17 protein-coding genes and 1 pseudogene are annotated in these 18,998 nt (G+C 60.2%); 3 read left to right on the plus strand and 15 right to left on the minus strand.

The window, feature by feature from the left end; genetic code table 11:
- Window positions 1–2: 2 nt before the first annotated feature.
- From AC1VON_RS12520 to AC1VON_RS12530, 3 genes are all read right to left on the minus strand, one after another.
- A complete protein-coding gene (locus AC1VON_RS12520; RefSeq protein WP_483122804.1) occupies window positions 3–707 on the minus strand; it encodes an SOS response-associated peptidase in 705 nt (234 codons plus the stop codon).
- A gap of 9 nt (window positions 708–716) precedes the next feature.
- Window positions 717–992, minus strand: coding sequence for a hypothetical protein (locus AC1VON_RS12525; RefSeq protein WP_483122808.1), 276 nt, complete (start codon window positions 990–992; stop codon window positions 717–719).
- A 104-nt stretch (window positions 993–1,096) separates the two neighbouring features.
- Window positions 1,097–1,684 carry a hypothetical protein gene (locus AC1VON_RS12530; RefSeq protein WP_483122812.1) on the minus strand — a complete coding sequence of 196 codons (588 nt, stop codon included), beginning with the start codon at window positions 1,682–1,684 and terminating at the stop codon, window positions 1,097–1,099.
- A 330-nt stretch (window positions 1,685–2,014) separates the two neighbouring features.
- Between AC1VON_RS12530 and AC1VON_RS12535 the strand changes: the two genes are divergently transcribed.
- Window positions 2,015–2,476 carry a hypothetical protein gene (locus tag AC1VON_RS12535; protein ID WP_483122816.1) on the plus strand — a complete coding sequence of 154 codons (462 nt, stop codon included), beginning with the start codon at window positions 2,015–2,017 and terminating at the stop codon, window positions 2,474–2,476.
- 38 nt (window positions 2,477–2,514) lie between these two features.
- On the opposite strand, the gene AC1VON_RS12540 is transcribed toward AC1VON_RS12535, so the two are convergent.
- From AC1VON_RS12540 to AC1VON_RS12555, 4 genes and pseudogenes are all read right to left on the minus strand, one after another.
- The gene (locus tag AC1VON_RS12540) at window positions 2,515–3,228 is read right to left on the minus strand and encodes a plasmid partitioning protein RepB C-terminal domain-containing protein (RefSeq protein WP_483122820.1); all 714 of its coding nucleotides are present in this window, start codon (window positions 3,226–3,228) and stop codon (window positions 2,515–2,517) included.
- A 116-nt stretch (window positions 3,229–3,344) separates the two neighbouring features.
- On the minus strand, window positions 3,345–3,875 hold the full coding sequence (locus tag AC1VON_RS12545) for a hypothetical protein (protein ID WP_483122824.1): 531 nt from the start codon (window positions 3,873–3,875) through the stop codon (window positions 3,345–3,347).
- Window positions 3,815–4,156 carry a recombinase family protein gene (locus tag AC1VON_RS12550; RefSeq protein ID WP_483122827.1) on the minus strand — a complete coding sequence of 114 codons (342 nt, stop codon included), beginning with the start codon at window positions 4,154–4,156 and terminating at the stop codon, window positions 3,815–3,817. The genes AC1VON_RS12545 and AC1VON_RS12550 overlap by 61 nt, the downstream gene beginning before the upstream one ends.
- Before the next feature lie 254 nt (window positions 4,157–4,410).
- Window positions 4,411–6,812, minus strand: a pseudogene (locus AC1VON_RS12555) (transketolase).
- A gap of 123 nt (window positions 6,813–6,935) precedes the next feature.
- Between AC1VON_RS12555 and AC1VON_RS12560 the strand changes: the two are divergent.
- Window positions 6,936–7,415 (plus strand): Lrp/AsnC family transcriptional regulator, encoded by a 480-nt coding sequence (locus AC1VON_RS12560; RefSeq protein WP_483122831.1) that lies wholly within the window; start codon window positions 6,936–6,938, stop codon window positions 7,413–7,415.
- An 8-nt stretch (window positions 7,416–7,423) separates the two neighbouring features.
- Here the strand turns inward: AC1VON_RS12560 and scpA are convergent, their stop codons facing one another.
- Genes scpA through AC1VON_RS12585 form a run of 5 tightly spaced genes read right to left on the minus strand, consistent with a single transcriptional unit; the run spans window position 7,424 to window position 14,047 of the window.
- Window positions 7,424–9,559: a methylmalonyl-CoA mutase gene (gene scpA, locus AC1VON_RS12565; protein WP_483122836.1), complete on the minus strand. Its 2,136-nt coding sequence runs from the start codon at window positions 9,557–9,559 to the stop codon at window positions 7,424–7,426.
- The gene (locus AC1VON_RS12570; protein WP_483122840.1) at window positions 9,559–11,562 is read right to left on the minus strand and encodes an acetyl-CoA carboxylase biotin carboxylase subunit; all 2,004 of its coding nucleotides are present in this window, start codon (window positions 11,560–11,562) and stop codon (window positions 9,559–9,561) included. The genes scpA and AC1VON_RS12570 overlap by 1 nt, the downstream gene beginning before the upstream one ends.
- A complete protein-coding gene (locus tag AC1VON_RS12575) occupies window positions 11,562–11,774 on the minus strand; it encodes a hypothetical protein (RefSeq protein WP_483122843.1) in 213 nt (70 codons plus the stop codon). The genes AC1VON_RS12570 and AC1VON_RS12575 overlap by 1 nt, the downstream gene beginning before the upstream one ends.
- 6 nt (window positions 11,775–11,780) lie before the next feature.
- The gene (locus AC1VON_RS12580; protein ID WP_483122848.1) at window positions 11,781–13,313 is read right to left on the minus strand and encodes an acyl-CoA carboxylase subunit beta; all 1,533 of its coding nucleotides are present in this window, start codon (window positions 13,311–13,313) and stop codon (window positions 11,781–11,783) included.
- Window positions 13,313–14,047 carry a biotin transporter BioY gene (locus AC1VON_RS12585; RefSeq protein WP_483122852.1) on the minus strand — a complete coding sequence of 245 codons (735 nt, stop codon included), beginning with the start codon at window positions 14,045–14,047 and terminating at the stop codon, window positions 13,313–13,315. Before AC1VON_RS12585 ends, AC1VON_RS12580 begins: the two co-directional genes overlap by 1 nt.
- Between AC1VON_RS12585 and AC1VON_RS12590 the strand changes: the two genes are divergently transcribed.
- Window positions 14,025–15,437, plus strand: coding sequence for a helix-turn-helix domain-containing protein (locus AC1VON_RS12590; protein ID WP_483122855.1), 1,413 nt, complete (start codon window positions 14,025–14,027; stop codon window positions 15,435–15,437). The genes AC1VON_RS12585 and AC1VON_RS12590 overlap by 23 nt on opposite strands.
- A 449-nt stretch (window positions 15,438–15,886) precedes the next feature.
- Here the strand turns inward: AC1VON_RS12590 and AC1VON_RS12595 are convergent, their stop codons facing one another.
- From AC1VON_RS12595 to AC1VON_RS12605, 3 genes are all read right to left on the minus strand, one after another.
- Complete coding sequence (locus AC1VON_RS12595; protein WP_483122858.1) at window positions 15,887–16,525, minus strand: RraA family protein; 639 nt, start codon at window positions 16,523–16,525, stop codon at window positions 15,887–15,889.
- A 139-nt stretch (window positions 16,526–16,664) separates the two neighbouring features.
- Window positions 16,665–17,675 carry a zinc-binding alcohol dehydrogenase family protein gene (locus tag AC1VON_RS12600; RefSeq protein WP_483126324.1) on the minus strand — a complete coding sequence of 337 codons (1,011 nt, stop codon included), beginning with the start codon at window positions 17,673–17,675 and terminating at the stop codon, window positions 16,665–16,667.
- The gene (locus tag AC1VON_RS12605; protein WP_483122862.1) at window positions 17,672–18,886 is read right to left on the minus strand and encodes a M24 family metallopeptidase; all 1,215 of its coding nucleotides are present in this window, start codon (window positions 18,884–18,886) and stop codon (window positions 17,672–17,674) included. The genes AC1VON_RS12600 and AC1VON_RS12605 overlap by 4 nt, the downstream gene beginning before the upstream one ends.
- Between the last annotated feature and the right edge of the window lie 112 nt (window positions 18,887–18,998).

An 18,998-nucleotide genomic window follows, 5' to 3' on the forward strand; every position in this document is an offset into this window, starting at 1 on the left:
TGTCAGAACAACGAACCTTGCGTTGGCGCCTGTTGTGGGAACTTGATCTGTGTCGCGGGCTTCTCGACAATCACCAGCGCGTCATCGGGCGCGGCCCGTTGCAACTTCCGCGCTTCCGACCACGGCGCCGTCAGCCAAGTCTCGGTCTCTTCCTGGGTGGTCAAGATCACCGGCATCACCTTTTCATGGATAGGCTTGATCAGCGAATTGGGCGCGGTTGTCATGAAGCCGTAGAGTTCGAAGTCGCCCGGGCCATCTTTGACCTTGCGCACGCCATGCCATGGCGTCCAAAGGCCAGCAAAGAAAAACAGCGGCCGATCCTCGTTGATGGCGAACCAGTAGTTCCGCTGGATTCCCGTTTCAGCGTCTTTGTCCCCAGGCGTCGGCGATGGTTCGGCAAAGCTGGTGACCGGAACAACACAGCGATTCTCGACCCCGACATACTTTTGCCAATGCCCATATTGCGGATTGCGGATGTTCGTGGTGCCGTAATCGGCGGCGCCTTTGACGCGCTCCGCGGGCGTCGGCATCCCCCAAAGAAGGTTGGCGACCTCGCGCTGTCCGTCGTGCGCATTCCGGACCACGGGGCCGGGCCGGTTCGGATAGATGTCGATCGACGGCTCGAGGTTGCCCAAAACGTCACGTAGGGCGCTCGTCCACTGGCGGATGGCCTCTTGGCTGGTGGTAAGGTTGTAGAGATTGCACATGCTTCGCCCCTAGTTGCGTAGGATCTCTGGAACACTGAGCGGGCCGAGATCGAGGATGCGCCTGTACTCATCGGTGCGACGCCAGACACCACGTATCTTGCCATTCTCCCGGTCACGTTTGGGAACGAACATCTCTCCAGAGAAATGGTCGCAGAACACCTTAGCCGCCTCGCCATCGGCGAAGCAGTGGAGGCGGTAGTTTTCGTACTTGCCGTTTTGCCAGACCGCCTGGACATGTCTCATTTGAAATCTCATGCCGCGATCCTCACAGAACTTGTTGATCATGGTCAGGTTCCGGTCTGTGCAGATGTCATCCGGCAAGGCGACCTGATGCGGCCAATCCCGGTCGATGGCCGATGGCGCCGGGATGCTGCGGCCGCGCCGGACCATCAGTGCGACGTTGGTTTCTCTGTTGCCGCCTCAAGTGCGTCGATCGCGTTTCTCACGGCCTGGCGCTTAGGCTCGATCGGCTCATCAGGGCGGAAATGAGAAAGCGAAAGTCTGGTGAAGGCGACAGTCAGGACGCCGATGAGGTCTCGCATTTTGAACCGATCCTCGACATCGGCCGCGACGCGCCACGCCAAGATGGCATCCCTTCCGCTATGCGTATCTTTGCCGTCTCGCTCGAGATCCTCGCGAAGCATCGCCAACGCTGTGACGCGGTCGGCAAGCTGCGTTTCCGGATGAGTCAGCAGCTCCAGGTCCACGTCTCTGGGCTTGCGTTCTTCGGGCCAGCCGGCGCAGCACGCCTCCAGGGCGGCGGCATGGGCCTCGGCCCAGGCTTGTGCGGCGTCGCTGGCCCGATCGTCCAACCCATCCTCTGGAAAGCCGTTGATGTCCCAGCCTTCGAGTGCAAAGGCGCCGTCCGCCGCTTCCTCGGCTGTGAAGCCGGCGCGCTCCAAGGCCGCCTCGGCTGCGGCGATCCCGCGCGCAATTTCCTCGGGCGAAGCGCGCGGAACTGACAAGATCAGATCCATGACATCCTCCTGTGCCTATTTCAGCTACAGTGAACGAAAAGAGAACATGAAGTCAAGTCCGCGCTTGACGACAGAGGAATATGTTCCTTATTTCTGACGTGCATCTGAGCAGGGAAGGGCTATGGGAAAGCGCCAAAACGCGCCGAACGGCGAAGCTGTGTCCGAGTTGGAACGAGCTGCTCAGCGCGCAATTGAGGCGGCCGGCGGCGACGCTGTGGTTGCCTTGCTGAAGGCTCTCGCCAGAAACGCCGAGCTTGAGCACGAGCTTGCCCTGTCGCGCGCTGCGGTCTCGAGCGGCTTCTCTCGCGGGTGGCACAGGGCGCGGCCACTATGACCAGCAACGAAGACACCTATCGCATCGAGGTTTGGGATAGCGAGGAGGAAAAGACGCTTCTCGAAACCATCAGCCGGTCCTCGGATTTCATCGTCAGCATGGCTGCCTGGCATGCCGCCATACGGCGTCGACCCGGCATGCTGCTGATCCACTACAACAGCCGTCACGCGATGGAAAAGATCCTGACGCCGGGCGAGGTCAAGCTGCCGCCACGGACCATAATAGACGGAAGCATTCACCCTGGGCTGGATGTCGCACTGGGCGACCTCCGCAGCTGGCACGTACTGCGCGCCCACTGCATCAACTGCTCGCACCGCGCCGAAGTGAAGCCCGAAGGTCTGATCCGCCGCTATGGCAAATACGCTCTGTTCAGTACCGTCGAGCGCGCTCTTTTCTGCACGAGTTGCAACAAGGGCGGACCGGTTCGGATGGAGATACACAGCCTGCCGCGAAACTGAGGGTGATGGCCGAGCGCTTGCGACCCGAAGGCGCCATCTCAGAAGACAAAATGCGTGCGCCTTGGTCCGGTTTTGACCGGTTGGCTCGGCAAAGCTTCCTGACCCGCTGGAATATCCAGTATCGTTTGGAACCTTGCGAGCTGCTCCGGGAAATCCCGCGCAAGGTGTCTGACCACCCGCGCGTTTTCCATCACCCGGTCGAGATAGAGCCTCGCCGCGATCAACTCCAGCGCCCAGGTGCCACGAAGGCTGGCGCAGAAGAGAAATTCATCGTTCAGCGCATCTAATTCAGCTTCCATGATAGCCAGCTCGTCGGCTGTCACCCCGACAAACGTCTTCCTCGGCCTGGAGGGATCCACCAACTGCGACGCCGGAGTAAGCGTTGCGAGGAGTTGCGCATAGTGGAAGCTCACTCTCTTCAGGGCGATCATGAGCCTTGCCGCTTTGAGCTGCCTTTCCGGAAGCATCTTGCGCAAGGACGCGAAGACCTGTGGCGGCACACTCCAATCCTGCAAAAGCTCGATCACCTCGGGAGAACTCCATTGACCAAGGACCTTGGCGCGGAACTCTCCGCGAGCAGGTTCAAAGTAGGGCCTTCGGTAAGGGCCTTCGGCACAGAGGCCAGGCTTTCGGCCGATAGCAGGCGACGGAACGATTCCTGTTTGATCGGATATCGAAATACCTCGGTGATCGTCTCCAGCAGATGCCGAGAGATGATCGCTTCGGCGATCAGGTCCCGCGTTCTCTGGCATTCAGCCTGATAGGTTTTGCAAAGCCAGGGACCACCTGTTGGGCTCTTGCATCTTTTCCAAAAGCGCGGCGTGCCTTGTGCGGTTATTCTGCAAAAGGCGGTCGGCGGCTTCCAAGCCTAAAACCGTGCGGGGCCTCGTAATGTGGCACTCCCGACGAATGTCCGCTCGGCCAGCGCAACGAGCGAATCAAGCGATCGGAAGACAAACGCATCCAGCTTCATTCCATTGTTGACATGGAAATCTCCTTTGAGCCCGACGATTTCATGCATCGGAGCGATCAGGTAATCGCGAATGAGCAGATTGCCCGGCTGCATGCGGATCAAGACGAAAATATCCGCCTTGGCCTCTCGCACGGCCCTCGAAGACCAGCGGTGATAGGCGCAATGCGAAACGCGACACCTGGCGATTGCGAGCGCTACGGCCAATTCGCCATTGATGCGGATGATCTCCGTTTCAGGGACTTGAGAAGCGCGGCCGCGTGCCTTGTCGACCGCGACGAGCAGGTCTTCCATAACGCGATGGCGGATATCCCTGAGGCGCCTGTCAATCTCGATGAAATGAGACTTTCTGGGCGGCAGGCAACCGATCAGCTTGTATGCTCCGAGCAGGCCTCCGAAATGCGCGCTATAACGATAGCCGAAGGGCATTCGGGCGCTGCGTTGATGATGTCACCCGACAGTTTCCCATGCCGTTTGAGGAGGTTTCCTAGGGCTGCCAGCATCTCGTCATCGCTCATGTGAAGATAAAGCGATTTCAGAATCTGCTGTGCTTTGTCGAATAGTTGGCGGCTGATGATAGGCTCAAAGGCGTTGTCCGCCCTGACCCATTGGTCCGGGGGATTGTAAGCAACTTTGGTTTTCAGCTTGGTGCAGCGTCTATTCCAGACGTTGTTGCCGATATATTTCTCATTGGTCAGGACACGGCGCACGCCATAGCTCTTCTTCGCGGCTCACCTCGGCACCAGCCAGTCGTCGCCATGAATGTGCTACCTATTGTGCTATCTATTGTGATACAAATCGAGCCCGAAGGCGGAAAAAATACGACAAAAACAATACCTTGTCGGGGTAGGTCGATCCCAGCCAACGGGGTCGCAACGCCATCCTGGATAACGAGTGGTCTGCTATCGAAAGCGCGCTGCATCGCTGCATCGAGTTCCAACTCAGTTCTGAAACAAAACTGACATCAGCCGGCTGATGCGATAGTCAAATGCCTTAGGGGCCGTCCGGATGACAAACTCTGCGCGGCCAGTGCGATGCCCTGGGCATCGATTCCATAGTGACGATAAAGGTCGGCGATGGTCCCGGTCTGTCCAAAATGCTCGACGCCGAGGGAGCGTGTCCGATGTCCATGGACTGAGCCGAGCCAGGCCAGCGTCGCGGGATGCCCGTCGAGTACGGTCACCAGCGAGCAGTTCGAAGGTATTGTCGCGAGCAGCCGCTCGATGTGACTGCGCGCACGGACAAGTCCATGCTCTCGCGCCTTCTGCGCGGCGGTCCAGCCGGCGTTGAGGCGGTCGGCAGATGTGATCGCGAGTAGGCCGACGTCCCGTCGATCCTCCGCCATCAGCCCTACAGCTTCAATCGCCTCCGGTGCCACGGCACCGGTGTAGGCCACGACAATCTGGGCATTCGGGCCTGGCTGTCGCATCCAGTACCCGCCGTTCACGATGTTCTCGGCAAGACCGGACTCAATTGCCCGTATGGGTTGCTCGATCGACCGTGTCGATAGCCTGAGGTAGATGGACCCGCCAACGGCATCCCGTAACCATGTCACAGCGTCTGGCTCGCTGTCGCCGGATCGCTGCATGTAATCGAACGAGAAACGCAGGATCGTGGCGAGTTCATCGACAAAGGCTGGCTCGAAACTGGCCAGGCCGTCCTGCGCCATGCCGATCAGGGGTGTTGCGATGGATTGATGCGCGCCACCCTCTGGTGCAAGCGTCACGCCCGAAGGGGTCGCCGCCACGATGAAGCGGGCGTCCTGGTAACAGGCATAGTTGAGAGCGTCGAGACCGCGCTCGATAAACGGATCATAGAGCGTGCCGACCGGCAGCAGCCGCTCGCCGAAAATAGAGTGGGACAGTCCCAAGGCGGACAGCATGATGAACAGGTTCATCTCAGCGATGCCAAGTTCCATGTGTTGGCCCTTGGGCGAAAATTCCCAGTTGAAGGTGGACGGTATCCGTTCCTTCCTGAAGAGATCGACCATTTCCTCGCGCGCAAACAGCCCACGGCGATTTACCCATGCACCGAGATTGGTGGATACGGTGACGTCCGGTGACGTGGTGACGATACGGCTGGCAAGATCGGTGTCGCTCTTGGCAATCTCGTGCATCAGCAGTCCGAAGCCCTGTTGTGTGGACATGGACGGCTGCGACGGCGCTGGCAACTTCTCCGGAACGGCAACCTTGGCCGCCTGAAAGCGACGGGTTCCGCGGCTGTTGAACGGCGCCGTTTTTATGAATTCGACCAGATCTCTTTTCGGCAATGACAAGCCTTCGAAAGGTTCCCACTCACGGCCAGGCGTCACGCCGAGGCTGGCGCGCAATCCTTCGACCTGCGTCGCCGTCATGAGGCCGGCGTGGTTGTCCTTGTGGCCGGCGAGCGGAAGCCCGAATCCCTTGATCGTGTACGCGATGAAGCACACCGGCCGATCATGCGTTCGTGCTTCCTCGAAAGCGTCGAGCAATGCCGGCAGATCATGTCCGCCCAGATTGGCCATGAGTTGGGCCAGTTCTTCGTCCGAACGGCTTTCGATCAGTTTCGATACCGGACCCTGATCCCCGATATCATCCAGAAGCCGCTTTCTCCAGGATGCTCCCCCTGGAATGTCAGCGCGGAATAGAGCTGGTTTGGGCATGTATCGACCCAGCGTCGGAGCGCCTCGCCGCCGGGCTCGGCGAACGCGGCATCGAGCAGCCGGCCGTACTTGAGAATGACGACGTCCCATCCGAAATTACGGAAAAGGGATTCGAACCGTTCCCACAGACCTTCACGGACGACGGCATCGAGACTCTGGCGGTTGTAGTCGACGATCCACCACGTGTTGCGGAGCCCATGCTTCCATCCTTCAAGGAGCGCCTCGAAGATGTTGCCTTCGTCCATCTCGGCGTCGCCGATAAGCGCCACCATCTTTCCATCAGGTAAATCCGCTGCCATGCCCTTCGCGTGCAGATAGTCCTGTACCAGCGATGAAAACAGCGTCTGTGCGACGCCCAAACCTACAGAGCCGGTGGAGAAGTCGACGTCATCAATGTCTTTGGTGCGGGATGGGTAGGATTGTGCGCCCTTGTACGCGCGGAAGGCCTGGAGTTTCTCGCGGGTCTGGTTGCCGAACAGATACTGGATAGCGTGGAAGATGGGACTTGCATGGGGCTTCACGGCGACCCTGTCTTCGGGGCGCAAAATCGCGAAATAGAGCGCCGTCATGATCGTCGCCAAGGACGCGGACGAAGCCTGGTGGCCACCGACCTTGAGCCCGTCATCGCTCGAGCGAAGGTGGTTGGCGTTATGGATCGTCCACGTCGCCAGCCACAGGACCTTCTTCTCCAATTCCGTCAGGAATTCCAAGCGCCGTTTGTCCATGTCCCCTCGCTTTCGAATGCGCATAAGCTACTGGACGGCATGAGCAGAATGTGACCAAATATGATCGGAAGATTTGGTAAAATTAGCTGATTGGGCGAATTTACAGTCGAAAAATGGCAAAATATGTCAAAAGCAGAAATTGACGAAATAGACCGGAAAATTCTCAGAGTTCTCCAGTCCGATGCTCATGCAACAAGCGAGAAGCTAAGCGAGATTGTGGGACTATCGCCGTCACCATGCGCGCGCCGGGTTCGTAACCTCGAGGCCTCGGGTGTGATCAAGAGCTATGTAGCGGTTGTCGATCAGGTGAAAGTTGGGCTGCCGATCAGCGTGTTCGCATCGATAAAACTTGAAAGGCAAAGGGAAGAGGAGCTGGATCGGTTCGCAAAGGCCGTCATGCGTTGGCCAGAGATTGTCGAGTGCTATCTTATGACCGGGCAGCGAGACTATCTGCTCCGGATCGTTGTGAAGGATCTTGAGGCCTACGAGAGCTTTCTCAAGCAAAAGCTGACACGCTTGGAGGGAGTTGCGTCAATCGAGTCGAGCTTTGCGCTAGGGCAGGTGAAACATTCCCAGGCGCTTCCCATAAGCGAGCACGGATAAATTCAAAATCAAATGTTGCTGCGCTTTCCTTCCATCAGGTCGAGGATGGCGCGCGCTGCATCCAGCACATTGGTGCCTGGACCAAACACGGCCGCGACCCCATGGTCGAACAAATACTGATAATCCTGACGCGGCACGACCCCGCCGCAGACGACGATGATGTTCTGCGCGCCCCTTTGCTTCAGCAATTCGACAAGCTGCGGCAGCAACGTCTTGTGGCCGGCCGCCAGTGAAGATACGCCGACGACATGCACCTTCGAGGCCATGGCCAGGTCGGCCGCCTCGCCCGGCGTCTGGAACAGGGGCCCGGTGACGACCTCGAAGCCGATATCGCCGAAGGCCGAGGCGATGATCTTCGCGCCACGATCATGCCCATCCTGGCCGAGCTTCGCGACCATGATCCTCGGCCTTGAGCCGAGCGAGGCCGAGACTTCCTGCAGGCGCGCAACCAGCGTGGTGAATTCCGGTTCGCCGGCATAGGACGGGCCGTAGACGCCGCGCACGACCTTGGGCGTCGCCGCATGGTCGCCAAAGGCCCCGCGCAAGACATCGGAAATCTCGCCCACCGTTGCACGAACACGCACTGCTTCCACCGCCGCTTCAAGCATGTTGCCCTTGCCGGTGACGGCGACCTCCTCCAGCAGGGCGAGCGCCGCTTCGACCCGGCTGGAATCTCGCTGCCGGCGAACCCGGTCCAGGCGCTTCACCTGCGCCTCGCGCACCGCCTTGTTGTCGATGTCGAGGACGTCGATCTTGTCGTCGTTGTCGAGCCGGTACCGGTTGACGCCAACGATCACCTCATCGCCGCGGTCGACCGCCGCTTGCCTGCGTGTCGCCGCTTCTTCGATCAAGCGCTTGGGCAATCCCTCGATGACAGCATTTGTCATGCCGCCCTTCGCCTCGATCTCCTCGATCAGCTTCCATGCCGCGTCGGCGAGCTCCTTGGTCAGGTTCTCTACATAGTAGGAGCCGGCGAGTGGATCGACGACCTTGGTGACGCCGGTCTCGTGCTGAAGGATCAGTTGCGTGTTGCGCGCGATGCGGGCCGAGAACTCGGTCGGCAGGGCGATCGCCTCGTCGAAGGAATTGGTATGCAGGCTCTGCGTGCCGCCAAGCACCGCGCTCATCGCCTCGAAAGCGGTGCGTACGATGTTGTTGTAAGGGTCTTGCTCCTGCAGCGACACGCCGGATGTCTGACAGTGCGTGCGCAGCATGAGCGAAGAGGCTTTCCTCGGCTGGAACTCCTCCATGATGCGTGTCCACAACAATCGGGCCGCCCGCAACTTGGCAGCCTCCATGAAGAAGTTCATGCCGATCGCGAAGAAGAAGGACAGCCGGCCGGCGAAGTCGTCGACGTCGAGGCCCTTCTTCAGCGCCGCCCGGACATATTCGCGCCCGTCGGCGAGCGTGAAGGCCAACTCCTGTACCAGCGTCGCTCCTGCCTCCTGCATGTGATAGCCGGAGATCGAAATCGAGTTGAACTTCGGCATCTCCTTCGCCGTATATTCGATGATGTCGGCGACGATCCGCATCGAGGGCTCCGGCGGATAGATGTAGGTGTTGCGGACCATGAACTCCTTGAGGATGTCGTTCTGGATGGTTCCCGAAAGCAGCCCTCGCGGTACGCCCTGTTCCTCGCCCGCGACAATGAAGCTGGCCAGGATCGGGATCACCGCGCCGTTCATGGTCATCGACACCGAAACCTTGTCGAGCGGGATTCCGTCGAACAGGATCTTCATGTCTTCGACGGAATCGATCGCAACGCCAGCCTTGCCGACATCGCCCTCGACACGCGGGTGATTGCTGTCATAGCCGCGGTGGGTGGCAAGGTCGAAGGCCACCGACACGCCTTGCTGGCCTGCGGCCAGCGCCTTGCGATAGAAGGCGTTGGAGGCCTCCGCCGTCGAGAAGCCCGCATATTGCCGGATGGTCCACGGACGGCCGGCATACATGGTTGCACGGGGCCCGCGCAGGAACGGTTTATGCCCCGGCAAGCCGCCGAGATAGTCGTTCCCCTCAAGATCCTGTGCTGTGTAGAGAGGCTTGACGTCGATGCCTTCCGGCGTGCGCCAGACAAGCGTGTCCGGGCCGGTCTTGACTTCCCTCTCGGCGAGGGAGCGCCACCGTTCCAGCTCGTCCGCCATCATTCGAACTCCATGATGAGTTCGTCGACCGCGAGGCTGGCGCCGGCGCTTGTCGCGAGCGTCTTCACCACCGCCCGACGCTCGGCACGCAGCACGTTCTCCATCTTCATGGCCTCGACAGTCGCCAGCGTCTGCCCGGCCTCGACCGTATCGCCCACCTGCACGGCGAGCGAGGTGATGATGCCGGGCATGGGGCACAGCAGCATCTTCGACGTGTCGGGCGGCGTTTTCACCGGCATCAGCCGGGCAAGCTCGGCCACGCGGGGCGAGCGAACGAATGCGGTGACGTCGATGCCCCGCCAGCGCAGGCGCAGGCCGGAGCCGTTGAGCGACACCTTCACGCCCGCCGCTTTGCCGTCCACGACGAAGGTTGCGTGGCTGTCGCCCGGCAGCCAGTCGCTGGCCACCGCGAGGCTCGGCCCATCGGCAAAGGCGATGACGTCGCTGGCTCCATCCTGAACCATGACGAGCGCGAATTCACGATCGGCCACCGTCGCAACCCAGTCCTTGCCGATGCTGCGCGGATGGTTGGCAAGCGCACCCGAAATCTGCGCCGACCGGCGAACGATCCTCTCGTTGATGAAGGCGGCAACGGCCGCCAGCAGACGCGCCTGGATATCGTTCGGCTCGACGCCTTGAAAACCGTCCGGGAACTCTTCCGCGATGTAGGCCGTGGTCAGCCGGCCCGCGCGGAAGCGCGGCTGCGCCATCACCGCCGACAGGAACGGGAGGTTGTGACCAATACCTTCCACTTCGAAGTCGTCGAGCGCGCGCGCCATTGCATCGATCGCCCCGCCACGCTCCGGCGCCCAGGCGCAGAGCTTGGCGATCATCGGATCGTAGTACATCGAGATCTCGCCGCCCTCGAACACGCCGGTGTCGTTGCGCACGACCGTGCCGTCTTCGCGCCGCCCTTCGACCGGCGGCCGGTAGCGGGTCAGGCGCCCGATGGAGGGCAGGAAATTACGGTACGGATCCTCGGCGTAGAGCCGGCTTTCGATCGCCCAGCCGTCGAGCCTCACGTCGTCCTGGCCAAAGCGCAGCCTTTCGCCGGCGGCGATGCGTATCATCTCTTCCACCAGATCGAGGCCGGTCACCAGCTCCGTCACGGGATGCTCGACCTGAAGGCGGGTGTTCATCTCCAGGAAATAGAAGTTCTTCTTGCCGTCGACAATGAACTCGACCGTGCCGGCCGAGAAATAGCCGACCTCGCGCGCCAGCGCGACGGCCTGCTCGCCCATGGCCTTGCGGGTGGCTTTATCGAGGAACGGCGACGGTGCTTCCTCGATGACCTTCTGGTTGCGCCGTTGGATCGAGCATTCGCGCTCGCCCAGATAGACGATGTTGCGGTGCTGGTCGCCCAGCACCTGGATCTCGATATGACGCGGCTCGGTGACGAACTTTTCGATAAAGATACGGTCGTCGCCGAAGGAGGCCTTGGCCTCGTTCCTTGATGACTGGAACCCCTCACGCGCCTCGCGGTCATTCCAGGCGATGCGCATGCCCTTGCCGCCGCCGCCGGCGGACGCCTTGATCATCACCGGATAGCCGATCGAAGCGGCGATGCGCACGGCTTCGTCCGCATCCTCGATCAGGTCCATATGACCGGGCACGGTGGAAACGCCGGCCGCGGCGGCGATGCGCTTGGAGGTGATCTTGTCACCCATTGCCTCGATCGCCACCACCGGCGGGCCGATGAAGGTTATGCCGGCGTCCTTGAGGGCTCCGGCGAAATTGGCGTTTTCCGACAGGAAGCCATAGCCTGGATGCACCGCATCGGCACCCACGGCCTTCGCCGCGTCCACGATCTTGGCGATGACGATGTAGGATTGGTTTGACGGCGATGGTCCGATGTGGACCGCCTCATCGGCCATCTTCACATGCAGCGCGTCGCGATCGGCATCCGAATAGACCGCCACTGTCGCAATGCCGAGCTTGCGGGCCGTGCGGATGACACGGCAGGCGATCTCGCCCCGATTGGCAATAAGGATTTTCCTGCACATTATCGCTCGACCACAAACATTTCCGACTCCCCTTCGCGTATCCATTTCAGCGCCGAACGCTCCAATGTCCTGGGCACGTCGATCACGCACAGGCACCAGTCCATCTCGCCTTGGTGATCCACCCATTCGAGCAGTCTTTCGGTGCCAAGCCGGGCGGCCAGCTGCCGCGGGGTCGAACAGAGAATTCCGTCAATCTGGACCAGCGTGCACATGAATCCTCACAGCGGCATGGTGTCGTGCTTCTTCCAGCGCGGCTCGATGTTCTTTCCGCGCAGTGCCGCGAAGGCACGGGCGATGCGCCGGCGCGAGGAATGAGGCATGATCACCTCGTCGATGAAGCCGCGCTCGGCGGCGACGAACGGATTGGCGAAGCGAGCTTCGTAGTCCTTGGTGCGCGCGGCAATCTTGTCCTTGTCGCCGAGTTCGGAGCGGTAAAGGATTTCGGTCGCACCCTTGGCGCCCATCACCGCGATCTCGGCGGTCGGCCAGGCATAGTTGACATCGGCGCCAATATGCTTGGAGGCCATGACGTCATAGGCTCCGCCATAGGCTTTGCGCGTGATCAACGTCACCATCGGCACCGTCGCCTGGCTGTAGGCGAACAAAAGCTTCGCGCCATGCTTGATGACGCCGCCATATTCCTGCGCCGTGCCGGGCAGGAAACCGGGCACATCGACCAGGGTCAGGATCGGAATCGAGAAGGCATCGCAGAAGCGGACGAACCGCGCCGCCTTGCGTGAGGAGTCTATGTCCAGGCAGCCCGCAAGCACCATCGGCTGGTTGGCGACAACACCAACCGTCTGGCCCTCGATGCGCAGGAAGCCGGTGAGGATGTTCCTGGCGAAGGCTTCCTGGATCTCGAAGAAATCGCCCTCGTCGGCGATGGCCAGGATCAGCTCGCGCATGTCGTAGGGCTTGGCGGCGCTGTCCGGCACCAGCGTGTCGAGCCGCATTTCGAGCCGTGACGGATCGTCGTGGAATGGGCGGACCGGGGGCTTTTCGCGATTGTTGAGCGGCAGGAAATCGAACAGGGCGCGAACCCGCTCCAGCGTTTCGATGTCGTTGTCATAGGCGCCGTCGGCAACCGACGATCTGGTTGTGTGCGTGCGCGCGCCGCCCAGTTCCTCGGCGGTGACAACCTCGTTGGTGACAGTCTTGACCACGTCCGGGCCGGTGACGAACATGTAGGACGAGTCACGAACCATGAAGATGAAATCGGTCATGGCCGGCGAATAGACCGCGCCGCCAGCGCAAGGGCCCATGATCACCGATATTTGCGGCACGACGCCGGAGGAATCGACATTGCGCTTGAACACGTCGGCATAGCCGGCAAGCGAAGCGACGCCCTCCTGGATGCGCGCGCCGCCGCTGTCATTGAGCCCGATGACCGGCGCGCCGTTGCGCACCGCCATGTCCATGATCTTGCAGATCTTCTGCGCGTGGGTCTCCGACAGCGAGCCGCCAAGCACGGTAAAATCCTGCGAGAAGACATAGACCAGCCGGCCATTGATGGTGCCCCAGCCGGTGACGACGCCGTCGCCCGCCACCTTCTGGCCGGCCATGCCGAAATCGACCGCACGATGGGTGACATACATGTCGTATTCCTCGAACGACCCCTCATCGAGGAGAACGTCTAGGCGTTCGCGCGCCGTCAGCTTGCCCTTGGCATGCTGCGCATCGATGCGCTTCTGTCCACCGCCGAGACGGGCCTCGCCGCGGCGGATTTCCAATTGATCGAGGACAGCGCGCATCAACGGCAGTCCCGCGCGTCGAGCCATTTCCAGGCGGCGGGAAAGACCAGCGCCGCCAGCAGCGCCTTGACGATATCGCCGGGGATGAACGGGATGAGGCCGTACTGCAGAACCGGTTTGTCGAAGCCGATGATGCTGCCGAGCCAGAGCAGCCCCGGCACGTAGATGACAGCGGCGGCCAGCAGGGCAGCGGCCATGGCGTAAAGTGGATTGCGATCCCAGCCGCGCACAGAAAGCCAACCGGCAACAAGAACCGATGGCAAATAGCCCAGGAGGTAGCCTCCCGTCGGCCCCATCATGTAGGCAAGGCCGATACCCTTTTCTGGCGTGCCGGCGAAGACAGGAAACCCCGCGGCACCTTCTGCCAGATAAAGAGCAATGGCGGCGAGGCCGCGAACCGGTCCAAGGGCCAATCCCAGGCCAATGACGACGAAGGTCTGCATGGTGATCGGTACTGGGTAGAAAGGCACCGCAATCTTGGCCGAGATCGCCAGCAGCAGCGAGGCCGCCACCACTGTGGTGACATCGACCGCGTGGTTTGTTGTGTCCAACCGCCTGGCAATGGCGTTGTAGATTGTCATTCGTTTCTCCTGTCCGTGCGCAGAACCGCCTGCCTGGGTCTTAGGCGACAGGCCCAAATGAGAAAACGTTTGAACAGGTAGGCAGGCGTGATATAGAAAATTGCAAACTGCATTTTGCGAAGTTGCGAACATGGCCACCGGCAAGCTCTTCATCGGCAGAAAAGTCCGCGAGCTGCGTGAAAGCAGCAAGGCGACCCAGGCCGCCTTCGCCGAGCGCATCGGCATCTCGACCAGCTACCTCAATCAGATAGAAAACAATCAGCGCCCGGTTTCGGCCTCGGTGCTCCTGTCGCTTGCCGAGAACTTCAAGATCGATATCGGATCGATATCTGGAAGCGACAGCGATCGCCTGCTCTCCGCGCTCAGCGAAGCGCTTGCCGATCCGGTTTTCGATGCTTATTCGCCAAGCCTGCAGGAACTGAAACTCGTCACACAAAATGCGCCAGGATTTGCCCACGCGCTGATAGCTAGCCACCAAGCCTATCGCCGCAACAGCGAGCAGCTTGCAAGCTTCGACGATCATATGGTTCGGACCAATACCTTGAGCGATCCAACACCATACGAAGAAGTCCGCGACTTCTTCCACTTCGTCGACAACTACATTTCTGACCTTGATCTGGCAGCCGAACGGCTGGCGACCAGCCTTGGGATCCCGGATCGCGATACCGGACTTGTCCTGTCCAACCATCTGGAGAGCCGGCACGGTGTGCGCATACTGCGCGCGGAACCCGGCGAGGATATCCTGCGCCGATATCATGGCGCCTCCCGCGCCCTCTTCCTCAATCCCTATTCGCCGGCGTCGACACGAACGTTCCAGCTGGCGTTCCAGATAGCCGTCTTGGAGTTGGACGGAGAGATCGAAGCCATTATCCAGCGGGCGAACTTCCGCACGCAGGAATCCGCGGAGATCTGCAAGATAGGTTTGCGCAACTATTTTGCCGGAGCACTGATGCTGCCCTATCAGCATTTTCTGGCGGGAGCGAAAGAACTCCGCCACGACCTCGAATTGATGGCGGCGCGTTTCGGTGCGAGCCTTGAACAGATCGCCCATCGTCTTTCGACCTTGCAGCGGCCGGGGCTGAAGGGGGTACCTGTATTCTTCGCCCGCATTGACCGGGCCGGCAACATCACCAAGCGTCACAGCGCGGCAAAACTTCAGTTCGCTCGCTTTGGGGCAGCATGTCCGCTCTGGAATGCACATCAGGCCTTCGAAACGCCGGGCCGCGTCATCCGCCAACTTGCCGAGACGCCCGATGGCGTGCGCTATCTGAGCGTCGCCACGGAAATCGCAAAGGGCGGCGGCGGTTTCAATGCGCCGCACCGGCGCTATGCCATCGCTTTGGGCTGTGAGGTCACTTATGCGACCGACTTCGTCTATGCCGACGGTCTTGACCTTACCAGCCGCACAGCTTTCGATCCGATCGGCATATCATGCCGGATTTGCGAACGCGTAAATTGCTTCCAGCGCGCCGTCCCACCGCTCAAGAGCCGGCTAATGGTGGACCACAATCGACGTACAACTTTGCCGTATACGATTTCCTGAAGGCGGCGAGACACAGCGCTGAACTATATTGAGACTTGGGTCTACCAATTTGAGCAAGGTCGTTCGATCGAAATTTATCGAGGGTTCCGCTCGCAGGCGTCTAGCTTGGTCCAGTGCGGAATGTCTAATCGCGACTCGAGCGAATGTCGGCATCAGTGGCTGCGTGTCGGTGATGAACTGAACAGCGATGCCCGGACTTGGATCGTCTGATGATCGATTCGCCAGCCACGTGCTCAGCGGCTGAGACTTATGCTTAGGAGCCCCTCGGGCCAATTTCTCCTAAACCATGGGAGATTCCCGCAGCGCACCGGCCTGCTTGAGGATAGGGTAGGCGATTGCGGGCGACATGAGCATTGATACGTCAACTAGTTCATGACACGGCGGACTCGTTTTGCGCTTACCGATTGCTCAGGCAAGACCGAGCTAATGCCCTTCTGCCCTGTGGTTGGTTAGGATTTGCCGTAAGCGTTCTGATAGCGGCCCTCGCGGATCGCTTTCAGCATATCTTCTTCACGCGCGACCTGGGCCTGCACAGCATCGAGAAGGCTCACGGCCCTTGCCGCTGGAAAGGAAACTATGCCGTCCTCGTCGCCGACAATGAAGTCGCCAGGCGAAATCACGCACCCGCCGACCGACACCGGAACGTTTATTTCGCCAGGGCCATCCTTGTAGGGGCCACGATGGATCACTGAACGCGCGAAGCAAGGAAAGTCAGACGTGGTGAAAGCCGCCACATCGCGGATCGCGCCGTCGATCACGTAGCCTTCCGCCTTACGCCACTGCGCGATGGTCATCATGATCTCACCGACGAGCGCGCGGGTCTCGTCGCCGCCGCCGTCAACGACGATGACATCGCCTGGTCCGACCATCTCGAGCGCGCGGTGGATTGCGAGATTGTCGCCCGGCCGTGTTCGTACGGTAAAGGCCGTGCCAACAAGCTTGCCGCCGCGATGAAACGGACGCAGCCCAACCGATCCTGGCAGCCGGCCGAGATTATCGGAGATCACGGAGGTCGGCGCGCTCCGGAAACCCTCGATCAAGCTGGTTGGAGGCTTCGGCACGGAACCCTCGGCAATGGTGATGCTCATACGATCTGATCCTTTATTGCTCAGTCTGCATGTGTGCGCAGCGAAGCAACGTGAACATCGACGTCGCACGCACAGCGCCGCTTTGCTCGCCAGAGACGTCCTTGCGCCTACGGCGAGGCCATCCAGCCATGTTGGACGGTTACCAGCCCTCCAGCACGATCTTGCCTCGTGACGTGCCGCTCTCCAGCAACGCATGAGCGCGCTTGAGGTTGGCTGCATTGATGGTACCGAAGGTCTGGTCAAGAGTGGTGCGCAGCACGCCCTTGTCGATGAGATCCGCGACATCGTTTAGCAGACGATTCTGCGCGATCATGTCCGGCGTCTGGAACGTGGAGCGCGTAAACATCAACTCCCAGTGCACCGACACCGCCTTGCCCTTGAACACGGCGACGTTGAACTCCGCCGGATCGTCGATCAGTCCGAACCTGCCCTGAGGTGCGATGATGTCTGCGATGCCTTTGTAGTGCTGATCGGTGAAGGTGAGGCTGGCAACAAGACCGACCGCCGGCAGCTTCAGCACTTCGATTTGCTCCTTCATCGGCTTTGAGTGATCGATCACGGCGTGGGCACCGAGATCGAGGCACCATTGTCCCGATTCAGGCCGTGTTGCGGTAGCAACCACGGTGAGCCCGGTCAGACGGCGCGCGAGTTGGATCAGGATTGAACCGACGCCCCCGGCACCCCCCGTGATGAGGAGCGTGCGCGGATCGTGCCTGCCAGGAACCGCACCGAGCCGGTCGAATAGCAGTTCCCAAGCGGTGATCGAGGTCAGTGGAAGCGCGGCGGCCTGCGCGAAGGACAGCGAGGCCGGCTTTTTGCCGACGATCCGCTCGTCGACGAGGTGGAACTCCGAATTTGTGCCTTGGCGCTGGATCGAACCGGCATAGAACACCTCGTCGCCCGGTTTAAATAGGCTTACTTCCGGGCCGACTGCGTCGATTATGCCAGCCGCATCGAAGCCGAGGATCTTGTATTCGCCCTCCGGCGGTGCGGCGCGCTTGCGCACCTTGTAATCGACCGGATTGACCGAGATCGCCTTCACCGCGACCCTGATATCGCGCCCCACAGGCTCGGGCTTCGCGATCTCGAAATCAACCAGCGATTCCGTTGCTTCGATGGGCAGTGACTTTTGGTATCCTACGGCTCTCATGGCTTGTCCCCACATTGTCTTCTGCCCTGAGTGTTGGCGCGGTTCCATCCACGAAACTGATCGCCGAATCCCTGGGAGCCCGATGCCGTCACCGCCACGGTGTCTTCAAGTTTGATGTAGCCTCTTGCGGGATGCTTAATCGCCGTTTCGATTGAGATCACCATTCCGAACTCCAGAGGGCGATCCTCGTCGTAACCGTGATAAGGCACGGGCGCGGTGCTGGTCAGGCGCGGACCTTCATGGCTGACGAGTCCCATGCCGTGTGCCAGAAATTCCATGTAAGGCTTATGCTGTGACTTGTTGACGATCTCATTCGCGACAGTAAAGATGTCGCCGCCTCGCGCTCCCGCCTTGATCGGCTTACGCGCCTCGGATTGGATGTGGTCGATCACTCCAAGTAGGTCGACCAGTTCAGCGTCAGGTTCGCCGAGAATTCCCATGCGACAGAGGTCACCGATATAGCCGTGATAATTGCCGGCCGAGTCCAGCGAAATGACGTCATCAACTTGCAGCTTTTGTTCAGACGGCGCTCGATTGAGGTCTCGACCCGCTGTGATGAGACAATACTCGAACTTCAGACCGCGATTGACTTCCTCGCGTCGCAGCTTTTCGACCAGATCGTTCTTGGTCATTCCGGGAGCAGCGTACTCAAAAGCGACTGCCATCGACTGCACAACCCGCTCAGAGGCCTCTCGCAGCAGGTTGAGCTCCTCAGGACTCTTGATGAGGCGCAGTCTCTCAAGCACAAAGTTCGCTTCCGCGATGCGGCAACCTGTTAGGTTGTTGTGCAAAAATTGGCCACCATCTAGGGGCAAAAAGGACCTTTCAACTCCGACGGTTGAAGATGATCCGCCGATCTTGTTGATGTGTTCAACTGCGAGTCGGACCGCGTCCGTGCTGCTCCACGTTGTGGTCTCGACCACCGGCGGCCAGAATTTTCTTAAGTTCTTCTCGAAAGTCTCAAGGGCGGCGCCGAAGTATGCGGAATTTTCGGGCCTACCTTTTTGATAAACGAGCACTGGCAAGTAGCGGCTCTCTCCGACCGCATCCATGTAGTCGAAAAAGAAAAAACGATATCCGCCAAGCAGATATTGCACGTTGTGCTTGGAAGTCACCATCAAGATATCGATTCCGGCCTCATCCAGAAGCCGGTCTAAGCGCGCCTCATCGAACGGCAAGGGTAGATCGGTGAAGGTTTTTGGATCGTTCACTGGCAAATTCCCTGTTTATTAGCTCGATTGTTATTGGCTCAGCCGGCCATTGTTCATAAGCCGCGTCGTTCCCAAAGCCGTGTTGATCCCTCGCGTGGGCGAATACAGCCAG

Source organism: Mesorhizobium sp. HAY1-8B (assembly GCF_056868045.1).